Genomic DNA, 15,015 nt, shown 5'->3' on the forward strand with positions numbered 1-15,015 from the left:
CCCGACGGCGAAGGCCGCCGACCCCGTGCGGGTCGGCGGCCTTCGTGTATGCGGGCCGGTGCCTCAGCCCACCAGGGAACGCAGCGGGATCCGCGCGTCCCGGAGGGCGCCCACCACGTCACGCAGGAACGGGTGCTCGTCGGCCTGGAGGCCGGCCGGGTTCGGGATCACCAGGTAGGCCGACCCGTCCACCTCGGAGACCCGGGCGGTGTCGGTGTACCGGGCCACGACCGCCTCGGCGCGACCGCGGTCACCCGCCGACACCTCGACGGTGATCGGGCGCCACTCGCCGCCCAGGTCGTCCGCCACCGGCTGGGCCGCCGCGGCCGCCCGGGCGGGGTCGACACCGGTCGTCCGCCGCGCGGCGCCGCGGTCCGCCGCCGCGCCCGACGGGTAGAGCAGCGCGTTGGCCACCAGGTGCAGCCCGTTCTCGTTGTACGCCCGGAACAGCGGGTTGAACGCGAACAGCACGGCCCGGCCGGCGCCGGTGGGCTCGTCCACCAGCGCGACCGTGCCCTTCAGCACCTCGCTGCGCGTGGTGTAGCCGTTGGCCCAGAAGGTGTCGCCGGACGGGTAGGTGAGGACGTTGGTGCCGGTGCTGCTCGGATTCAGGATCGAGTCGCTGTTGTTGAACTCGAAGTCCTCGGCCGGGCGGCCCAGCGCGACCGGGCTGCTGCCGTCGACGTCGACCCGCAGGTGCGACCCGATCATCCGGTAGTCCGCCGGCTTCGCCTTCTCGGTGGTGGAGGTGAGGCCGGCGGCCCGGGCCATCCGGGTGCCCTCGTTGCGCAGGCCCACGTAGGTGTGCCCCTGGGCGATCCAGTTCCGCAGGTTGGCCTGCCCGGCGGCGGTGAGCCCGCCGGTCGCGCTGCTGCCGTCCGGCACGAGCAGCACGGTGCGCCCGGTGAACGCCGGGGTGTTGTCGTTGATGTCGGTGGTGGTCACCGGCGTGAGGTCGAGCCCCCACCGCTTGCCGAGCACGTACCGGGCCTCGCCGTGCGAGCCGGAGGTGGTGGAGATGCCGGTGCCCTGGAACAGCCCGACGTCCGGCAGGTCCACCGCACTGCCGGTGGCCGCCGCGCCGCTCGGGCTCAGGGTCACCCCGAGCGACCGGGCCAGGCGGTCGAGCTCCGGGGTCAGGCTCTTCGCGGGGAAGCCGACCACGCCGGTGGCGAGGTCACGGACGAGCGGCACGCCCCGGCCGAGCAGCCGGAAGGTGAGTTCGGCCGCCGCCGCCGAGTCCAGCGGGTACGCGTACGACCCCTTCGCCCCGGCCGCCGCGGTCGTGCCGCCGGTGATCTGCCGGACCAGCTTGGCGTGCGGCCGGACGTCGTCGCCGGTGTAGATGGTGTCCACGCCCATGAGCAGCGGATTGCTCCAGGACGACACGTCGTAGAAGTAGGGGAACGGGACGTACGGGTCCTCGCCCATGATCGCCTGGATCCAGTGCTTCTGCGGCTGGTCCATCGGGATCCAGTACGCGCCCACGGGCACCGTGACGTCGGTCGCGGTGCGCCCGCCGAAGACCCGGGCGGTGGGCACCGTCGTCGGCCTGGTCACCTCGTAGACCTCGACGTCCATCCCGCGCAGCCGCTCGACCAGCCGGCGCACGTCGCCGAGCTGCCGGTCGGGGAGCAGAAAGTACGAGCGGATGCTGATGTCCGGCACCGGGAACTGGACGGTGTTGGTCGGCTGGACCACCTCGTTCGGCTCCAGCGTCCCGGCCCGGCCCTCGGCGAGCGCGTCCGTCCAGATCTTGTAGTAGCCGGTCAGCACCTCGTGCTTGTTCGCGGCGGCCCACCCGAGGGTGGACCACTGGGTGTGGAACTGCTGCTGGACCCGGTCGGCCACCGCCGACGCGCTGCCCTTCTCGAACGTCATGCCGGCGGCGCCGAAGCCGGCGGCCGGGACGGTGTCGCCGTAGCCCATGAAGAACAGGTCGTAGGTGGCGTAGTTGAAGTAGCACTCGGTGGTGACGGCGCCGCCGCAGGCGCCGTTGAAGCCGAAACCGGCCTTGTTGGCCTCGCCGATCCGGTTGATCCAGTCGACGTTCTCGCCGGCGATCTCGTGGTGGATCGGGTCGGCGTTGGGCGGGAAGAAGTACTGCCGGCCGCCCATCTCGTGCGCGTCGACGAACACCTGCGGCGGGTACTGCCGCAGGAGTTCGATCTTGCCGTCGGTCTCCTGCTGGGTGCGGGCGAACCAGTCCCGGTTCATGTCGAAGCCGTACTCGTTCTGCCGGCGGCTGGCGTCGCGGCCGTCCGGGTTCTGGGTCGGCACGATGACGGTGACCAGGTTGTCGTTGCGCTCGGCGACGGCGCAGGACAGCCCGGACGCCAGCTCGTACAGGGTCTTGAGCGCGGCGTCCGTGCCGCTCTTCTCTCCGCCGTGCACGTTCCCGGCCACCCAGACGATGGCCGGTCGGTCGGTCGCGGTCTCGGCGGCCTTCTTCGGCTTCGTCCGCCGCGGGTCACGCAGGTCGCGGATGTCGTCGGCGATCTGCCGCAGCGCGCCCGGCCGGACGTGCCGCTCGTTCGAGACGACGGCGTACGGCAGCGGCTGGCCGAGCACGCTCGTCGCCATGACGCCGGTGACGACGCGGTCGGAGGCGGCGTCGACGGCCTTCAGGTAGCCGCGGACCTCGTCGTTGGTGACGACCCGCTCCTGGCCGGTGCCGAGCGGGAAGCCCAGCGCGGATTCGGGGCTGGGCACGGTGGACAGCCGGGCGGTCGGGTCGTCGCTGCAGCCGGGGGGCGTGGGGGCGGCGCCGGCCGGCGCGCCTCCGACCAACGGCGTCAGGCCGGCCAGCAGGAGCAGCGCGGCGACGCCGGCCGTTCTTCTCGTGGGGACCGCCCTGCGTGGACGCTTCGACAGGCGCATCGGGATGCCTCGTTTCACTCGGGGGCAGATCGAGCGAGCTGGATCGAACGTATGAGCTGCGGTTTCGCTGAGCAAGAGTCAGTGGGCGCGGTGCCCGCCCGGCCCGCCCGTGGTGGGCAGGTCGCCGAGCACCTGGTTGATGATGTGGATCCGCGCGCCGGCGACCTGGTAATGAGCCGTCGATTCGCCTCAGGAGTTGCTCGGTGCCCTGAGATAGTGGGGCAGGACGAACGCGGCGGAGACCGCCAGCTCGCGGTCGAGCACCTCGTCGCGGGGAACGAAGACCATCGCCCGGCCCTCGCCGCACACCACGTCCTCCTGGCGTGCTTCGGTGGTGCCGTGGAAGACGTGGACCGTCACCGTGTGCGGGAAGCCCTCCTCATAGGGGCGCGGGCCGGTCCAGAGGGGACGCAGCTCGCCCGCGGTCAGGCCGGTCTCCTCCAGCAGTTCCCGGCGGGCGGCCTCCTCCGGCGTCTCCCCGGGCTCGATTCCCCCGCCGGGCAGGCTCCACTGGTTCGGCGAGACGGGCGCGTGCTCGTCGCGGTGCTGCAGGAGGACCGCGCCGGAGGCGTCGACGAGCAGGACGAGCGCCACTTCGTAACTGGCCATCGCGCGATCATGCCACGCGGTGCCTCTCGGGGAGGGCCGCTGCCTGGTCGACCGGTGGACCGTCAGTCGGCTCCGCCGACCTGATCCACACGCCTGCCGAGGGAGACACCCGCGTCGGTGTAGCCGTGCCGGCGGTAGAAGCGCACCGCGTCGATGTTGCGGTGGTGGATACCGGCCGACAGGTACGCGATCCCTCGATCGTTCGCCCACCGCTGGGCCGCCGCCAGCAGCGCCGATCCCACCCCGCGTCCCCTGGCATCGGGCAGCACCACCGTGTGCACCTGCGCCGAAGGCTCCGGACGCAGGATCTGGTGCTCCGGCGGATCGGACTGCCGCAACACCTCGATCATCCCGACCACCCGGCCGTCATGAGCGTCAGCGACGAGAACGCCGTCCCGCCTCGCCTCGCCGGCCAGCATGGCCGCGAAGTGGCGCGCCACCGCCTCACGCTGCGGCACGCGGTAGGTCTCCGGGTCGAGAGCGACATGTGCCTCGGCGTTGGCGAGGCGCAACTCCACCAACGACGGAACATCCGCCACGCTCGCCGGCCGAACCGTCAACCCCGCCTTCTGCATCATCCCGATCCTAGGCCGACTCGGTGGCTTCGAAAATCGATGGTGCCGGGCCGCTCTTTGGGTTTGGGTGCGCCATGAGCATCATTCTGAGCACCCCGAGCGTTGATGAGCTGTCACCAGCGGTGGACGCGCTCAAGCGGTGGCAGTACGACGGGGGACCGCTGCATCTGCATTCCGGCGATCTCGGCTGGCACTCGTTACGTGGTGCCGAGGCTACGGCGGCTGCCATCCGGATGTGGTTGCGCGACGGGGAGGTTCTCGCGATCGGGCTGCTGGACGGCCCCGAACTGGTGCGCATGGCCGTCGCTCCCGACTGGCGTGATGACGAGGCACTGGCCCACCAGATCGCCGCTGATCTGGACGCCCCAGGGCGTGTCCTGGCTCCCGACGGTGCCACCGTCGAAGCCCGAGGTGCGGAGCTTCTCACCCAGATGCTGCTGAAGCGGGGCTGGGAGCGGGATGAGCCGTGGACAACGTTTCACCGCGGTCTCTCGGACCCGGTGAAGGACTGCGGTCTGCGCATCGAGACGATCGAGCCCGATCGCGCCGAGGTATGGTTCGCCGTCCACTGGTCCGCGTTCCGCGGCGCGCCCTTCACCGATGCCGACCGGCGCCGGACGGTCGGGCGTTGGCTCACCATGGCCGGTGGCCCGTTCTACGCTGACGCACGCTGCCTAGCCGCATTCGATCAGAACGACGCCGCCGTGGCAGTCGCGGCTGTGTGGTCAGCCGGCCCGGGGCGGCCAGGACTGCTGGAACCGATGGGCGTCCACCGCAGTCACCGAGGCCATGGTTACGGCACGGCGATCACGCTTGCCGCCGCTGCGGCCCTTCGCGACATGGGTTCGTCCAGCGCGAGTGTGTGCGTGGAGAGTTCCAACGTCGGCGCCGTAGCTACCTACGCCTCGGCCGGCTTCACGCCGTCAGACGAGGTGGCCGATCTGCACCGCGGTTCCCGGTGAATACCGCGACGCCGCCGACGAGGACCCGGCCGACACCGGACTGATCAAGCTCACGATCAACGAGGTCCGCCGCCTGATCAACGCCTGCCTCATCCGCCCGATCAGCGACCTCGCCCTCCGTTTGCACTGGTCAGGCTGGCGACGCCAGCATCAAGCCCGAGCCCGACGAGCCCACTACAACCCCCGGCTCAACCTCGAACTTCAGCCATGATCCCAAACGGCGGCTGTCGTACTAGGTGTTCCGGTGAAGCATGCCAGGAGGCTGCTCCGGGCCTGGCGCTTGTCGGTCGAGGCGCGACGGAGGCACCGCTACTTCCGCTGTCCCTGACCACGGCGACGGCCGCCGCCCGCTGTGGGATCGGCGGCCGTCGTGGTCGGGGTCAGCGCAGGCCGGCCGCCGCGAGCAGGTTGCCCTCGGGCAGGGCGGGCAGGGTCCGGCCGGCGGCCATCCGCTGCTCGGCCCGGGCGGCCGTGAACGCGGGATCGCCGGCGATGGCGGACGCGTACGCGGCGGCGGTGCGGGACGCGATGGCGGACCAGCCGTACTGCTCGTGGACCATGGTGCGGGCGCGCCGGGCGAGCAGCCGTGCCCGGTCCCGATCGGAGAGCAGCGCGTGCACCGCCTCGGAGAGCCCGTGCGGGTCCTGGGGGGCGAAGGTCAGCCCGGTGACGCCCGGCTCGACGATCTCGGCCAGCCCGCCGGTGCGGGACACCGCGAGCGGCGCTCCGGCGGCGGCCCCCTCCAGGGCCACCATCCCGAACGGCTCGTAGATGCTCGGCACGGCGAAGCAGTCCGAGGCGGCCATCACGGCGGGCAGGTCGGTGCCGCCCAGGAAGCCCGGCATGCTCACGGTGGCGCCGAGCCCGAGCCGGTGCACCTCGGCCTCCAGGGTCGCCCGGTAGGGCCCGTCGCCGACGATCACCGCGCGCAGCCCGGGGTGCCGGTCGCGCAGCCGGGGCAGCCCGGCCAGCAGGTGCTGGACGCCCTTCTCGTAGACGAGCCGGCCCGCGAACGTCACCAGCGGGCCGTCCCCGGCGAACCGGGCCCGGGCGGCGGCGACCGCCGAGCGGGGCACCCGCCAGCGGTGCGGCTCCACCCCGTTGGGGACCACGTCGACCCGGGTCGGGTCCACCCCGAACAGCGCGCCCACCTCGTCGCGCATGTAGCCGGAGCAGACGATGACCCGGCCGGACTCGGTGGCGAGCCAGTGCTCGACGCCGTGGATGGTGCGGTTCATCTCCTCGGGCAGCCAGCCCTGGTGCCGGCCGGCCTCGGTGGCGTGGATGGTGCTGACCAGCGGCACGTCCAGGTGCTCGCGCAGGGTCATGGCGGTGTGCGCGACCAGCCAGTCGTGGGCGTGGATGACGTCGTACGCGCCGGACTCGGCGGCGCGCAGGGCGGCCCGGGTGAGGGTGTGGTTGAACGCCATGGTCCAGGCCAGCAGGGAGCCGGTCGCGAGGGGGAAGGTGACCGGGTCCTCGGCGGCGCGGACGATCCGCACGCCGTCGGCGTACTCCTCCAGGGGAGCGTCCTCGGCGTGGCGGGTGACGACGGTGACCTCGTGGCCGGCGGCGGCCAGGGCGACGGAGAGCGCGTGCACGTGGCGGCCGAGGCCACCGACGAGCACCGGCGGGTACTCCCACGACAGCATGAGGATGCGCCGGGTCCGGGGCGGCACGCCGGGCTGCGGCGGGATGGTGGGGCGGGAGGTGAGGGTGGGCCGGTGGGTCCGGTCCGTCGCGGTGGCGGGCTGCGCGCCGACCCGCAGGGTGGTCACATCGATCTCCGTCCATGCATGCTGGTGCGCGCCGGCGTCAGTGGCGGCGTGGGGAGCGTGGTGGGTCGGCCGAACGGCCGGGGCGGACCCGCGCGGGCACGCGCGTCCGTTATCCAGGAAAAGCCATTCCGCGCGGACCCGCATCTCGAAAAGGGCGATCGTGACGGACAACACCTGAGGGTCCAGCCGGGTTCAGGTGGGCGGATTTCGGTTACCGTCCGAACGGGTGGATTGGCGGAGCGTGCGGCGGGGCATTAGCGGCGTGCGCACCGGCGGCCCGCCCGTCCGGTGCGCTCATGATCATGGCCGAAGGAGCGACATGCAGGTCTGGCCGGGCGAGAGCTACCCCCTCGGCGCCACCTACGACGGGATGGGCACCAACTTCGCGATCTTCTCCGAGGTGGCGGAGAAGGTCGAGCTCTGCCTGTTCGACGAGTGGGACACCGGCGTCGAGCGGCGGGTCGAGCTGCGCGAGGTCGACGCGTACGTCTGGCACGCCTACCTGCCGGGCGTCGAGCCCGGCCAGCGCTACGGCTACCGCGTGCACGGGCCGTGGGACCCGGCCAACGGGCTCCGGTGCAACCCGCACAAGCTGCTCCTGGACCCGTACGCGAAGGCCGTCGACGGAGAGGTCACCTGGGACCCGGCCGTCTACGACTACGAGGTGGGCGGCGACCCGGACCGGCGCAACGACACCGACTCGGCGCCGTTCATGCCGAAGTCGGTCGTGGTGAACCCGTACTTCGACTGGGGCAACGACCGGCCGCCCCGCACGCCCTACCACCACTCGGTGATCTACGAGGCGCACGTGCGCGGGCTGACCATGCGCCACCCGGACATCCCGGAGGAGCTGCGCGGCACGTACGCGGCGATCGCCTCACCCGTGATGATCGAGTACTTCCGGCGGCTCGGGGTGACCGCCGTCGAGCTGATGCCCGTGCACGAGTTCGTCCACGACCACCGCCTGGTCGACCTGGGGCTGCGCAACTACTGGGGCTACAACACCATCGGGTTCTTCGCCCCGCACCACGGCTACTCGGCGCTGGGCCGGCTCGGCCAGCAGGTGCAGGAGTTCCGCGGCATGGTCAAGGCGCTGCACGCGGCCGGCATCGAGGTCATCCTCGACGTGGTCTACAACCACACCGCCGAGGGCAACCACCTCGGGCCGTCGCTGAGCTTCAAGGGCATCGACACGCCGAGCTACTACCGGCTGTCGGAGGAGGACCGGCGCTACTTCGTCGACTACACCGGCACCGGCAACAGCCTCAACGTGCGCAGCCCGCACTCGCTCCAGCTGATCATGGATTCGCTGCGCTACTGGGTCACCGAGATGCACGTCGACGGCTTCCGCTTCGACCTCGCGGCCACCCTGGCCCGGGAGTTCTACGAGGTGGACCGCCTGTCCACCTTCTTCGAGGTGGTGCAGCAGGACCCGGTGGTCGGCCGGGTCAAGCTGATCGCCGAGCCGTGGGACGTCGGCCCCGGCGGCTACCAGGTCGGCAACTTCCCGCCGCAGTGGACCGAGTGGAACGGCAAGTACCGGGACACCGTGCGGGACTTCTGGCGCGGCGAGCCGGCCACCCTGGCCGAGTTCGCCTCCCGGATCTCCGGCTCCGCCGACCTCTACCAGGACGACGGGCGCCGCCCCTTCCACAGCATCAACTTCGTCACCTGCCACGACGGGTTCACCCTCAACGACCTGGTGTCGTACAACGACAAGCACAACGAGGCCAACGGCGAGGAGAACCGGGACGGGGAGAGCCACAACCGCTCCTGGAACTGCGGCGTCGAGGGGGAGACCGACGACCCGCGCGTGCTGGCCCTGCGCGCCCGGCAGCGGCGCAACTTCCTGGCCACCCTGATCCTCTCCCAGGGCGTGCCGATGCTCGGCCACGGCGACGAGCTGGGCCGCACCCAGCGCGGCAACAACAACGCCTACTGCCAGGACAGCGAGCTGGCCTGGGTCGACTGGGAACGGGCCGACGAGGACCTGGTCGCCTTCGTCCAGCGGCTCACGCACTTCCGCAAGCGGCACCGGGTGTTCCAGCGGCGCCGCTTCTTCACCGGGCTGCCGGTCGGCGGCCGGGCCGCCGGCACCGCCCTGCCCGACCTGGCCTGGTACACGCCCGACGGCCGGGAGATGACCGGGGAGGACTGGGGCAACGACTTCGGCCGCTCGGTGGCCCTGTTCGTCAACGGCGACGGCATCCCGGAACGCGGCCAGTACGGCCAGCGCCACCGGGACGACTCCTTCCTGCTGCTGTTCAACGCGCACGACGCCCCGCTGGACTTCACCCTGCCGCCGGCCGAGTTCGGGCAGCGGTGGGAGCAGGTCATCAGCACCGCGGACCCGGATCCGGAGAAGACCCTGGCGGTCGAGGCGGGCGGGAGCGTGTGCGTCCCCGACCGCTCGCTGCTGGTCCTGGAGAGGACGGCCTGACCCATGCCCGACACCCCCCACCCCCACGACACGACGGCGGCGACGACGCGGGTGGGGTCGACCTACCGTGTCCAGGTCCGCCCCGGCTTCGACCTCGACGCCACCGCCGTCCTCGCCGGCTACCTGGCCGACCTGGGCGTCACGCACCTCTACAGCGCGCCCCTGCTCTCCGCCACCCCCGGCTCCCAGCACGGCTACGACGTGGTCGACCACCGCGCGGTCAACCCGGAGCTCGGGGGCGAGGGCGGCCGGCAGCGCCTCGTCCGGGCGTTGCGCGCGGCCGGGCTCGGCCTGGTGGTGGACATCGTGCCCAACCACGCCGGGGTGGCCCGGCCGGCCGCCAACCCAGCCTGGTGGGACGTGCTGCGCCGGGGCCGGGCCTCGGCGTACGCGGACTGGTTCGACATCGACTGGGACCGGGGCCGGCTGCTGCTGCCCGTCCTCGCCGACACCCCCGACGCCCTCGACGACCTCAAGGTGGTCGACGGCGAGCTGCGCTACCACGAGCACCGCTTCCCGATCGCCGACGGCACCGGGGACGGCACCCCGCGCGAGGTGCACGACCGGCAGCACTACGAGCTGGTCAACTGGCGGCGCGGCGACACCGAGCTGACGTACCGCCGGTTCTTCGCCGTCTCCGACCTGGCCGGCCTCCGGGTGGAGGACCCGGAGGTCTTCCGCGCCACCCACGCCGAGATCCTGCGCTGGGCCGCCGCCGGCGACCTCGACGGCATCCGGGTCGACCACCCGGACGGGCTGCGCGACCCCGCCGGCTACCTGGCCCGGCTGCGCGCCGCCGCGCCCGGCGCGTGGCTGGTGGTGGAGAAGATCCTGGAGTACGGGGAGGAGCTGCCGGACTGGCCGGTCGACGGCACCACCGGCTACGACGCCCTGGCGGCGGCCGGCGGGCTCTTCGTCGACCCGGACGCCGAGGCGGACTTCACGGCGCTGGACGGCCGGCTCACCGGTCGGCACACCTCGTGGCAGGACCTCACCCACGACACCAAGCTGGCGGCGGCCACCCGGCTGCTCGCCGCCGAGCTGAGCCGGCTCGCCGCGCTCGTCCCCGAACTGCCCGCCGAGCAGGTGCGGCCCGCCCTCGCCGAGCTGGCGGCCTGCTTCCCGGTCTACCGCGGCTACCCGCCGGAGGGCGTCCGACATCTGGCGGCCGCCCGCGCCGAGGCCGGCCGCCGCCGTCCCGACCTGACCGCAGTGCTGGACGCGGTCACCGCCCGGCTCCGCGACCCCGACCACGAGCTGGCCGCCCGCTTCCCGCAGCTGTCCGGCGCGGTCATGGCCAAGGGCGTGGAGGACACCGCCTACTACCGGTGGAGCCGGTTCGTGGCGCTCAACGAGGTGGGCGGCAGCCCGGCCCACTTCGGGGTGCCACCGGCCGAGTTCCACCGCTTCGCCGCCGCCCGGCAGGTGCGCTGGCCGGCCAGCATGACCACCCTCTCCACCCACGACACCAAGCGCGGCGAGGACGTCCGGGCCCGGCTCGCCGTCCTGTCCGAGCTGCCCGGGCGCTGGGCCGAGCGGGTCGCCGACTGGATGTCCCGGGCCCCGCTGGCCGACCCGGCCCTCGCCCACCTGCTGTGGCAGACCGCCGTCGGGGCCTGGCCGATCGAGCGGGAGCGCCTGCACGGGTACGCGGAGAAGGCCGCCCGGGAGGCGTCGGCGTCGACCAGCTGGGCCGACCCCGACCCGGCGTTCGAGCACGAGCTGCACGCCCTGGTCGACCGGATGTACGACGACCCGGAGCTGCACGCCCAGCTCACCGCGTTCGCCGACGAGATCACCCCGGCCGGCTGGTCCAACTCGCTCGGGCAGAAGCTGGTCCAGCTCGCCATGCCCGGTGTGCCGGACACCTACCAGGGCACCGAGCTGTGGGAGAACTCCCTCGTCGACCCGGACAACCGCCGCCCGGTCGACTTCGCCGTACGCCGGGACCTGCTGGCCCGGCTCGACGTCGGCTGGCGGCCCGCGGTGGCCGCCGACGGCGCGGCCAAGCTGCTCGTGGTCTCCCGCACCCTGCGGCTGCGGCGGGACCGCCCGGGTCTGTTCACCGGCTACCGGCCGGTGCCCGCGCACGGCCCGGCCGGCGCGCACGCGGTGGCCTTCGACCGGGGTGGCGCCGTCGCGGTGGCCACCCGGCTGCCGCTGCGGCTGGCCCGCGCCGGCGGGTGGGGCGACACGACGCTGGCGATTTCCGGCAACAGTGTTACGGACGTGTTCACCGGTCGGGTCTACAGTGGGGCTGAGCTGCTGATGCACGATCTGCTGAGCACCTATCCCGTCGCCCTCCTCGCTCCCACCGACTCCGTGGAGGCAGCCGCATGACCGAGTTCACGGTGTGGGCGCCCGAAGCCGCCCGGGTCCGGCTGCGCCTGCCCGGCGTCGCCGACCACGACATGCGTCCCGGGCCGGAGGGCTGGTGGCGGGTCGAGGTGCCCGGCGCCGGACCGGGCACCGACTACGCGTTCCTCCTCGACGACGACGAGCGGGCCCTGCCCGACCCCCGGTCGGCCTGGCAGCCGCAGGGCGTGCACGGGCCGAGCCGGCGCTACGACCACGCCGCGTTCGGCTGGACCGACCAGGGCTGGACCGGGCGGCAGCTGGCCGGGAGCGTCCTCTACGAGCTGCACATCGGCACCTTCACCCCGGAGGGCACCTTCGACGCGGCGATCGGCCGCCTCGACCACCTGGTCGACCTCGGCGTCGACCTCGTCGAGCTGCTCCCGGTCAACGCCTTCAACGGCGAGCACAACTGGGGCTACGACGGCGTCTGCTGGTACGCGCCGCACGAGCCGTACGGCGGGCCGGACGGGCTCAAGCGCTTCGTCGACGCGGCGCACGCGAAGGGGCTGGGGGTGATCCTCGACGTCGTCTACAACCATTTCGGGCCCTCCGGGGCCTACGCGCCGCGCTTCGCGCCGTACCTCACCGAGCAGAGCAACACCTGGGGCCGCACCGTCAACCTGGACGGGCCGCACTCCGACGGGGTGCGCCGCTACATCGTCGACAGCGTGCTCATGTGGCTGCGCGACTACCACGTCGACGGGTTGCGGCTGGACGCCGTGCACGCCATGCCCGACTCCCGGGCCACCCACCTCCTGGAGGAGGTCGCGGTCGAGGTGGAGACGCTCTCCACCCACCTGGGCCGGCCGCTGTCGCTGATCGCCGAGAGCGACCTCAACGACCCGAAGCTGATCACCCCGCGGGAGGCCGGCGGCTACGGGCTGCACGCCCAGTGGAACGACGACGCCCACCACGCGCTGCACACCCTGCTCACCGGGGAACGGCAGGGCTACTACGGCGACTTCGGCTCCCTCGAATGCCTCACCGACGTGCTGACCGGCGCGTTCTTCCACGCCGGCACCTGGTCCAGCTTCCGCAACCGCAGCCACGGCCGGCCCGTCGACCGGCAGCGCACGCCGGGGCACCGGTTCGTGGCGTACCTCCAGAACCACGACCAGATCGGCAACCGGGCCACCGGCGACCGGATCTCCGCCACGCTCTCCGCCGGGCTGCTGCGCGTCGGCGCCACCCTGCTGATGACCGCGCCCTTCACCCCCATGCTGTTCATGGGGGAGGAGTGGGCCGCCAGCACCCCCTGGCAGTTCTTCACGAGCCACCCCGAGCCCGAGCTGGCCACCGCCGTGGCGACCGGGCGCCGGCGGGAGTTCGCCGCCCACGGCTGGCCGGCGGGGGACGTGCCCGACCCGCAGGACCCGCAGACCTTCGTCCGGTCCCGGCTCGACTGGGCCGAGCTGGACAAGCCCGAGCACCGGGAGATGTACGACTTCTACCGGCGGCTCATCGCGCTGCGCAAGCGCCGCCCCGACCTGTCCGACCCGCGGCTCAGCCACGTCGAGGTACGCCACGGCGACCAGTTTCTGCTGATGCGCCGCGGCGGCTGCCTCGTGGTGGCGAACCTGGCCGGCAAGGCGCAGCGGATCAACCTGCCCGGTGTGGTGCGCCGGGTGCTGCTCGCCACCTCCGAAGGGGTCACCGTCATGCGGGACGGGATCGAACTGCCGGCGGAGTCGGCCGCGATCGTCGCGCTCTGAAAAGCGGAGGACAATCCCCGGAGAAATCCCGGCGCGCGTGTCGGATCGGGGCGGCGGCGTTCGTAGCAGGGGTGACAGGCGGCCCGAGGGAGCGGCCACCGGCGACAGGAGATGATCCCCCATGGCGCAGTACCTGATGTCCGTGCTCACCGACACGGCCGACCTCGCCACCGACGCGGAGATGGCCGCGATCGACGTCTTCAACGAGCGGCTCCGGGCCGACGGCCACTGGGTCTTCGCCGGCGGCCTCGCGTCGCCCGCCTCGTCCACCGTGGTGGACGGCCGGGACGGGGAGCCGGTGTTCACCGACGGGCCCTACGTGGAGTCGAAGGAGCACGTCATCGGCTTCTGGATCATCGAGGCCCCCCACCTCGACGTGGCGCTCCGGCTCGCCGCCTCAGGGTCGAAGCACTGCAACCGGAGGGTCGAGCTCCGGCCGTTCCTGGGCTGATGACCGACGTCGACGAGGTGATCACCCGGGTCCACCGCGAGGAGTGGGCCCGGGTGGTCGCGGCCCTGGCCCGGCGCTTCGGCGACCTCGACATCGCCGAGGACATGGCCGCCGAGGCGTTCGCGACCGCCGTCGAGCGCTGGCCCGTCGACGGCGTCCCGCCGAGTCCCGGCGGCTGGCTCACCACCACCGCCCACCGCAAGGCCGTCGACCGGCTCCGGCGGGAGGTCCGGCGCGAGGAGAAGCACCGGGAGGCGCTGATGCTGTCCGACATCCCCGAGCCGCTCGGCGCCATCGACGACGACCGGCTCCGCCTCGTCTTCACCTGCTGCCACCCCGCTCTCGCCATGGAGGTACGGATCGCGCTGACGCTCCGGTTGGTCGGCGGGCTCACCGTGCCCGAGATCGCCCGCGCGTTTCTGGTCCAGGAGAGCGCCATGGGCCGGCGGATCACCCGCGCGAAGGCGAAGATAAAGGCGGCCAGGATCCCCTTCGGCGTGCCGTTCCGGGAGGACCTCCCGGCCCGGCTCAGCGGGGTGCTGGCCGTTCTCTACCTGATCTTCAACGAGGGCTACCTGGCCTCCGGCCCCGGCACGGAGGCGGTCCGCGGCGACCTGACCGCCGAGGCCATCCGGCTGACCCGGCTGGTCCGGGCCCTCATGCCGGCCGACGGCGAGGTGGCCGGCCTCCTGGCGCTGATGCTCCTGACCGAGGCCCGCCGGGCGGCGCGGGTGTCCGCGAGCGGCGAGCTCGTGACCCTGGACGAGCAGGACCGCGGCGCCTGGGACCGCGAGCTGATCGCCGAGGGCCACGCCCTGGTCCGCGCGCGCCTCGCCTCCGGCCAGGCCCCGGGGCGGTACCAGATCCTCGCCGCGATCAACGCCGTCCACACCGACGCCCGCGACGCCCGGGACACCGACTGGTCGCAGGTCGTCGCGCTCTACGACCGGCTGGTGCGCCTCGACCCCTCGCCGATCGTGCGGCTCAACCGGGCGATCGCGGTCGCCGAGCTCGACGGCCCGGAGGTCGCCCTGGCGGAGGTGGACGGCCTGCCGCTGGAGGGCTACCACGCCTTCCACGCCGCCCGCGCCGCCCTGCTGCGCCGGCTCGGCCGGAGCGCGGAGTCGCGGGCGGCGTACGACCGGGCGATCGGGCTGGCCGGCAACACCGCCGAGACGGCGTACCTCATCCGTCGCCGCGACCAGCTGGCCGGCCGTGCGCCGCGCTCGACTCCGCTGTGACCCGGAACG

General features: G+C 72.9%; 10 protein-coding genes. 6 read left to right on the forward strand and 4 right to left on the reverse strand.

All coding sequences use genetic code 11. From position 1 onward, the window contains the following. Positions 1 to 63 precede the first annotated feature (63 nt). The 3 genes from FXF50_RS30160 to FXF50_RS24815 form a co-directional block, all read right to left on the reverse strand. The gene (locus FXF50_RS30160; protein WP_148431277.1) at positions 64 to 2,880 is read right to left on the reverse strand and encodes a M14 family zinc carboxypeptidase; all 2,817 of its coding nucleotides are present in this window, start codon (positions 2,878 to 2,880) and stop codon (positions 64 to 66) included. A gap of 189 nt (positions 2,881 to 3,069) precedes the next feature. Then, positions 3,070 to 3,489 (reverse strand): NUDIX domain-containing protein, encoded by a 420-nt coding sequence (locus FXF50_RS24810; protein ID WP_148431278.1) that lies wholly within the window; start codon positions 3,487 to 3,489, stop codon positions 3,070 to 3,072. Between the two features lie 62 nt (positions 3,490 to 3,551). Beyond that, positions 3,552 to 4,064: a GNAT family N-acetyltransferase gene (locus FXF50_RS24815; protein ID WP_187399809.1), complete on the reverse strand. Its 513-nt coding sequence runs from the start codon at positions 4,062 to 4,064 to the stop codon at positions 3,552 to 3,554. Between the two features lie 74 nt (positions 4,065 to 4,138). Here FXF50_RS24815 and FXF50_RS24820 point away from each other — a divergent pair, with 74 nt between their 5' ends. Then, entirely contained in the window at positions 4,139 to 5,026 is an 888-nt protein-coding gene (locus tag FXF50_RS24820) for a GNAT family N-acetyltransferase (protein WP_148431280.1), read from the forward strand. Between the two features lie 380 nt (positions 5,027 to 5,406). Here FXF50_RS24820 and FXF50_RS24825 read toward each other — a convergent pair whose 3' ends face one another. After that, positions 5,407 to 6,804 (reverse strand): glycosyltransferase family 4 protein, encoded by a 1,398-nt coding sequence (locus tag FXF50_RS24825; RefSeq protein WP_148431281.1) that lies wholly within the window; start codon positions 6,802 to 6,804, stop codon positions 5,407 to 5,409. A gap of 319 nt (positions 6,805 to 7,123) precedes the next feature. Between FXF50_RS24825 and glgX the strand changes: the two genes are divergently transcribed. The 5 genes from glgX to FXF50_RS24850 all read left to right on the forward strand — a co-directional run bounded on the left by glgX (position 7,124) and on the right by FXF50_RS24850 (position 15,006). Then, positions 7,124 to 9,244: a glycogen debranching protein GlgX gene (glgX, locus tag FXF50_RS24830; protein ID WP_148431282.1), complete on the forward strand. Its 2,121-nt coding sequence runs from the start codon at positions 7,124 to 7,126 to the stop codon at positions 9,242 to 9,244. A 3-nt stretch (positions 9,245 to 9,247) separates the two neighbouring features. Next, complete coding sequence (gene treY, locus FXF50_RS24835) at positions 9,248 to 11,584, forward strand: malto-oligosyltrehalose synthase (protein ID WP_148431283.1); 2,337 nt, start codon at positions 9,248 to 9,250, stop codon at positions 11,582 to 11,584. Then, entirely contained in the window at positions 11,581 to 13,314 is a 1,734-nt protein-coding gene (treZ, locus tag FXF50_RS24840) for a malto-oligosyltrehalose trehalohydrolase (RefSeq protein WP_148431284.1), read from the forward strand. Before treY ends, treZ begins: the two co-directional genes overlap by 4 nt. A gap of 121 nt (positions 13,315 to 13,435) precedes the next feature. After that, the gene (locus FXF50_RS24845; RefSeq protein ID WP_148431285.1) at positions 13,436 to 13,765 is read left to right on the forward strand and encodes a YciI family protein; all 330 of its coding nucleotides are present in this window, start codon (positions 13,436 to 13,438) and stop codon (positions 13,763 to 13,765) included. Beyond that, positions 13,765 to 15,006: an RNA polymerase sigma factor gene (locus FXF50_RS24850; protein WP_148431286.1), complete on the forward strand. Its 1,242-nt coding sequence runs from the start codon at positions 13,765 to 13,767 to the stop codon at positions 15,004 to 15,006. The genes FXF50_RS24845 and FXF50_RS24850 overlap by 1 nt, the downstream gene beginning before the upstream one ends. Positions 15,007 to 15,015 lie beyond the last annotated feature (9 nt).

It is taken from the genome of Micromonospora sp. AP08 (assembly GCF_008085935.1).
GTDB classification, from domain to species: domain Bacteria; phylum Actinomycetota; class Actinomycetes; order Mycobacteriales; family Micromonosporaceae; genus Micromonospora; species Micromonospora chersina.

Coding starts and splice junctions, on each gene's coding strand:
- treY (WP_148431283.1), top strand. CDS start 9,248: ATGCCCGACACCCCCCACCCCCACGACACGACGGCGGCGACGACGCGG.
- treZ (WP_148431284.1), top strand. CDS start 11,581: ATGACCGAGTTCACGGTGTGGGCGCCCGAAGCCGCCCGGGTCCGGCTG.
- FXF50_RS30160 (WP_148431277.1), bottom strand. CDS start 2,880: ATGCGCCTGTCGAAGCGTCCACGCAGGGCGGTCCCCACGAGAAGAACG.
- FXF50_RS24810 (WP_148431278.1), bottom strand. CDS start 3,489: ATGGCCAGTTACGAAGTGGCGCTCGTCCTGCTCGTCGACGCCTCCGGC.
- FXF50_RS24845 (WP_148431285.1), top strand. CDS start 13,436: ATGGCGCAGTACCTGATGTCCGTGCTCACCGACACGGCCGACCTCGCC.
- FXF50_RS24815 (WP_187399809.1), bottom strand. CDS start 4,064: ATGCAGAAGGCGGGGTTGACGGTTCGGCCGGCGAGCGTGGCGGATGTT.
- glgX (WP_148431282.1), top strand. CDS start 7,124: ATGCAGGTCTGGCCGGGCGAGAGCTACCCCCTCGGCGCCACCTACGAC.
- FXF50_RS24850 (WP_148431286.1), top strand. CDS start 13,765: ATGACCGACGTCGACGAGGTGATCACCCGGGTCCACCGCGAGGAGTGG.
- FXF50_RS24820 (WP_148431280.1), top strand. CDS start 4,139: ATGAGCATCATTCTGAGCACCCCGAGCGTTGATGAGCTGTCACCAGCG.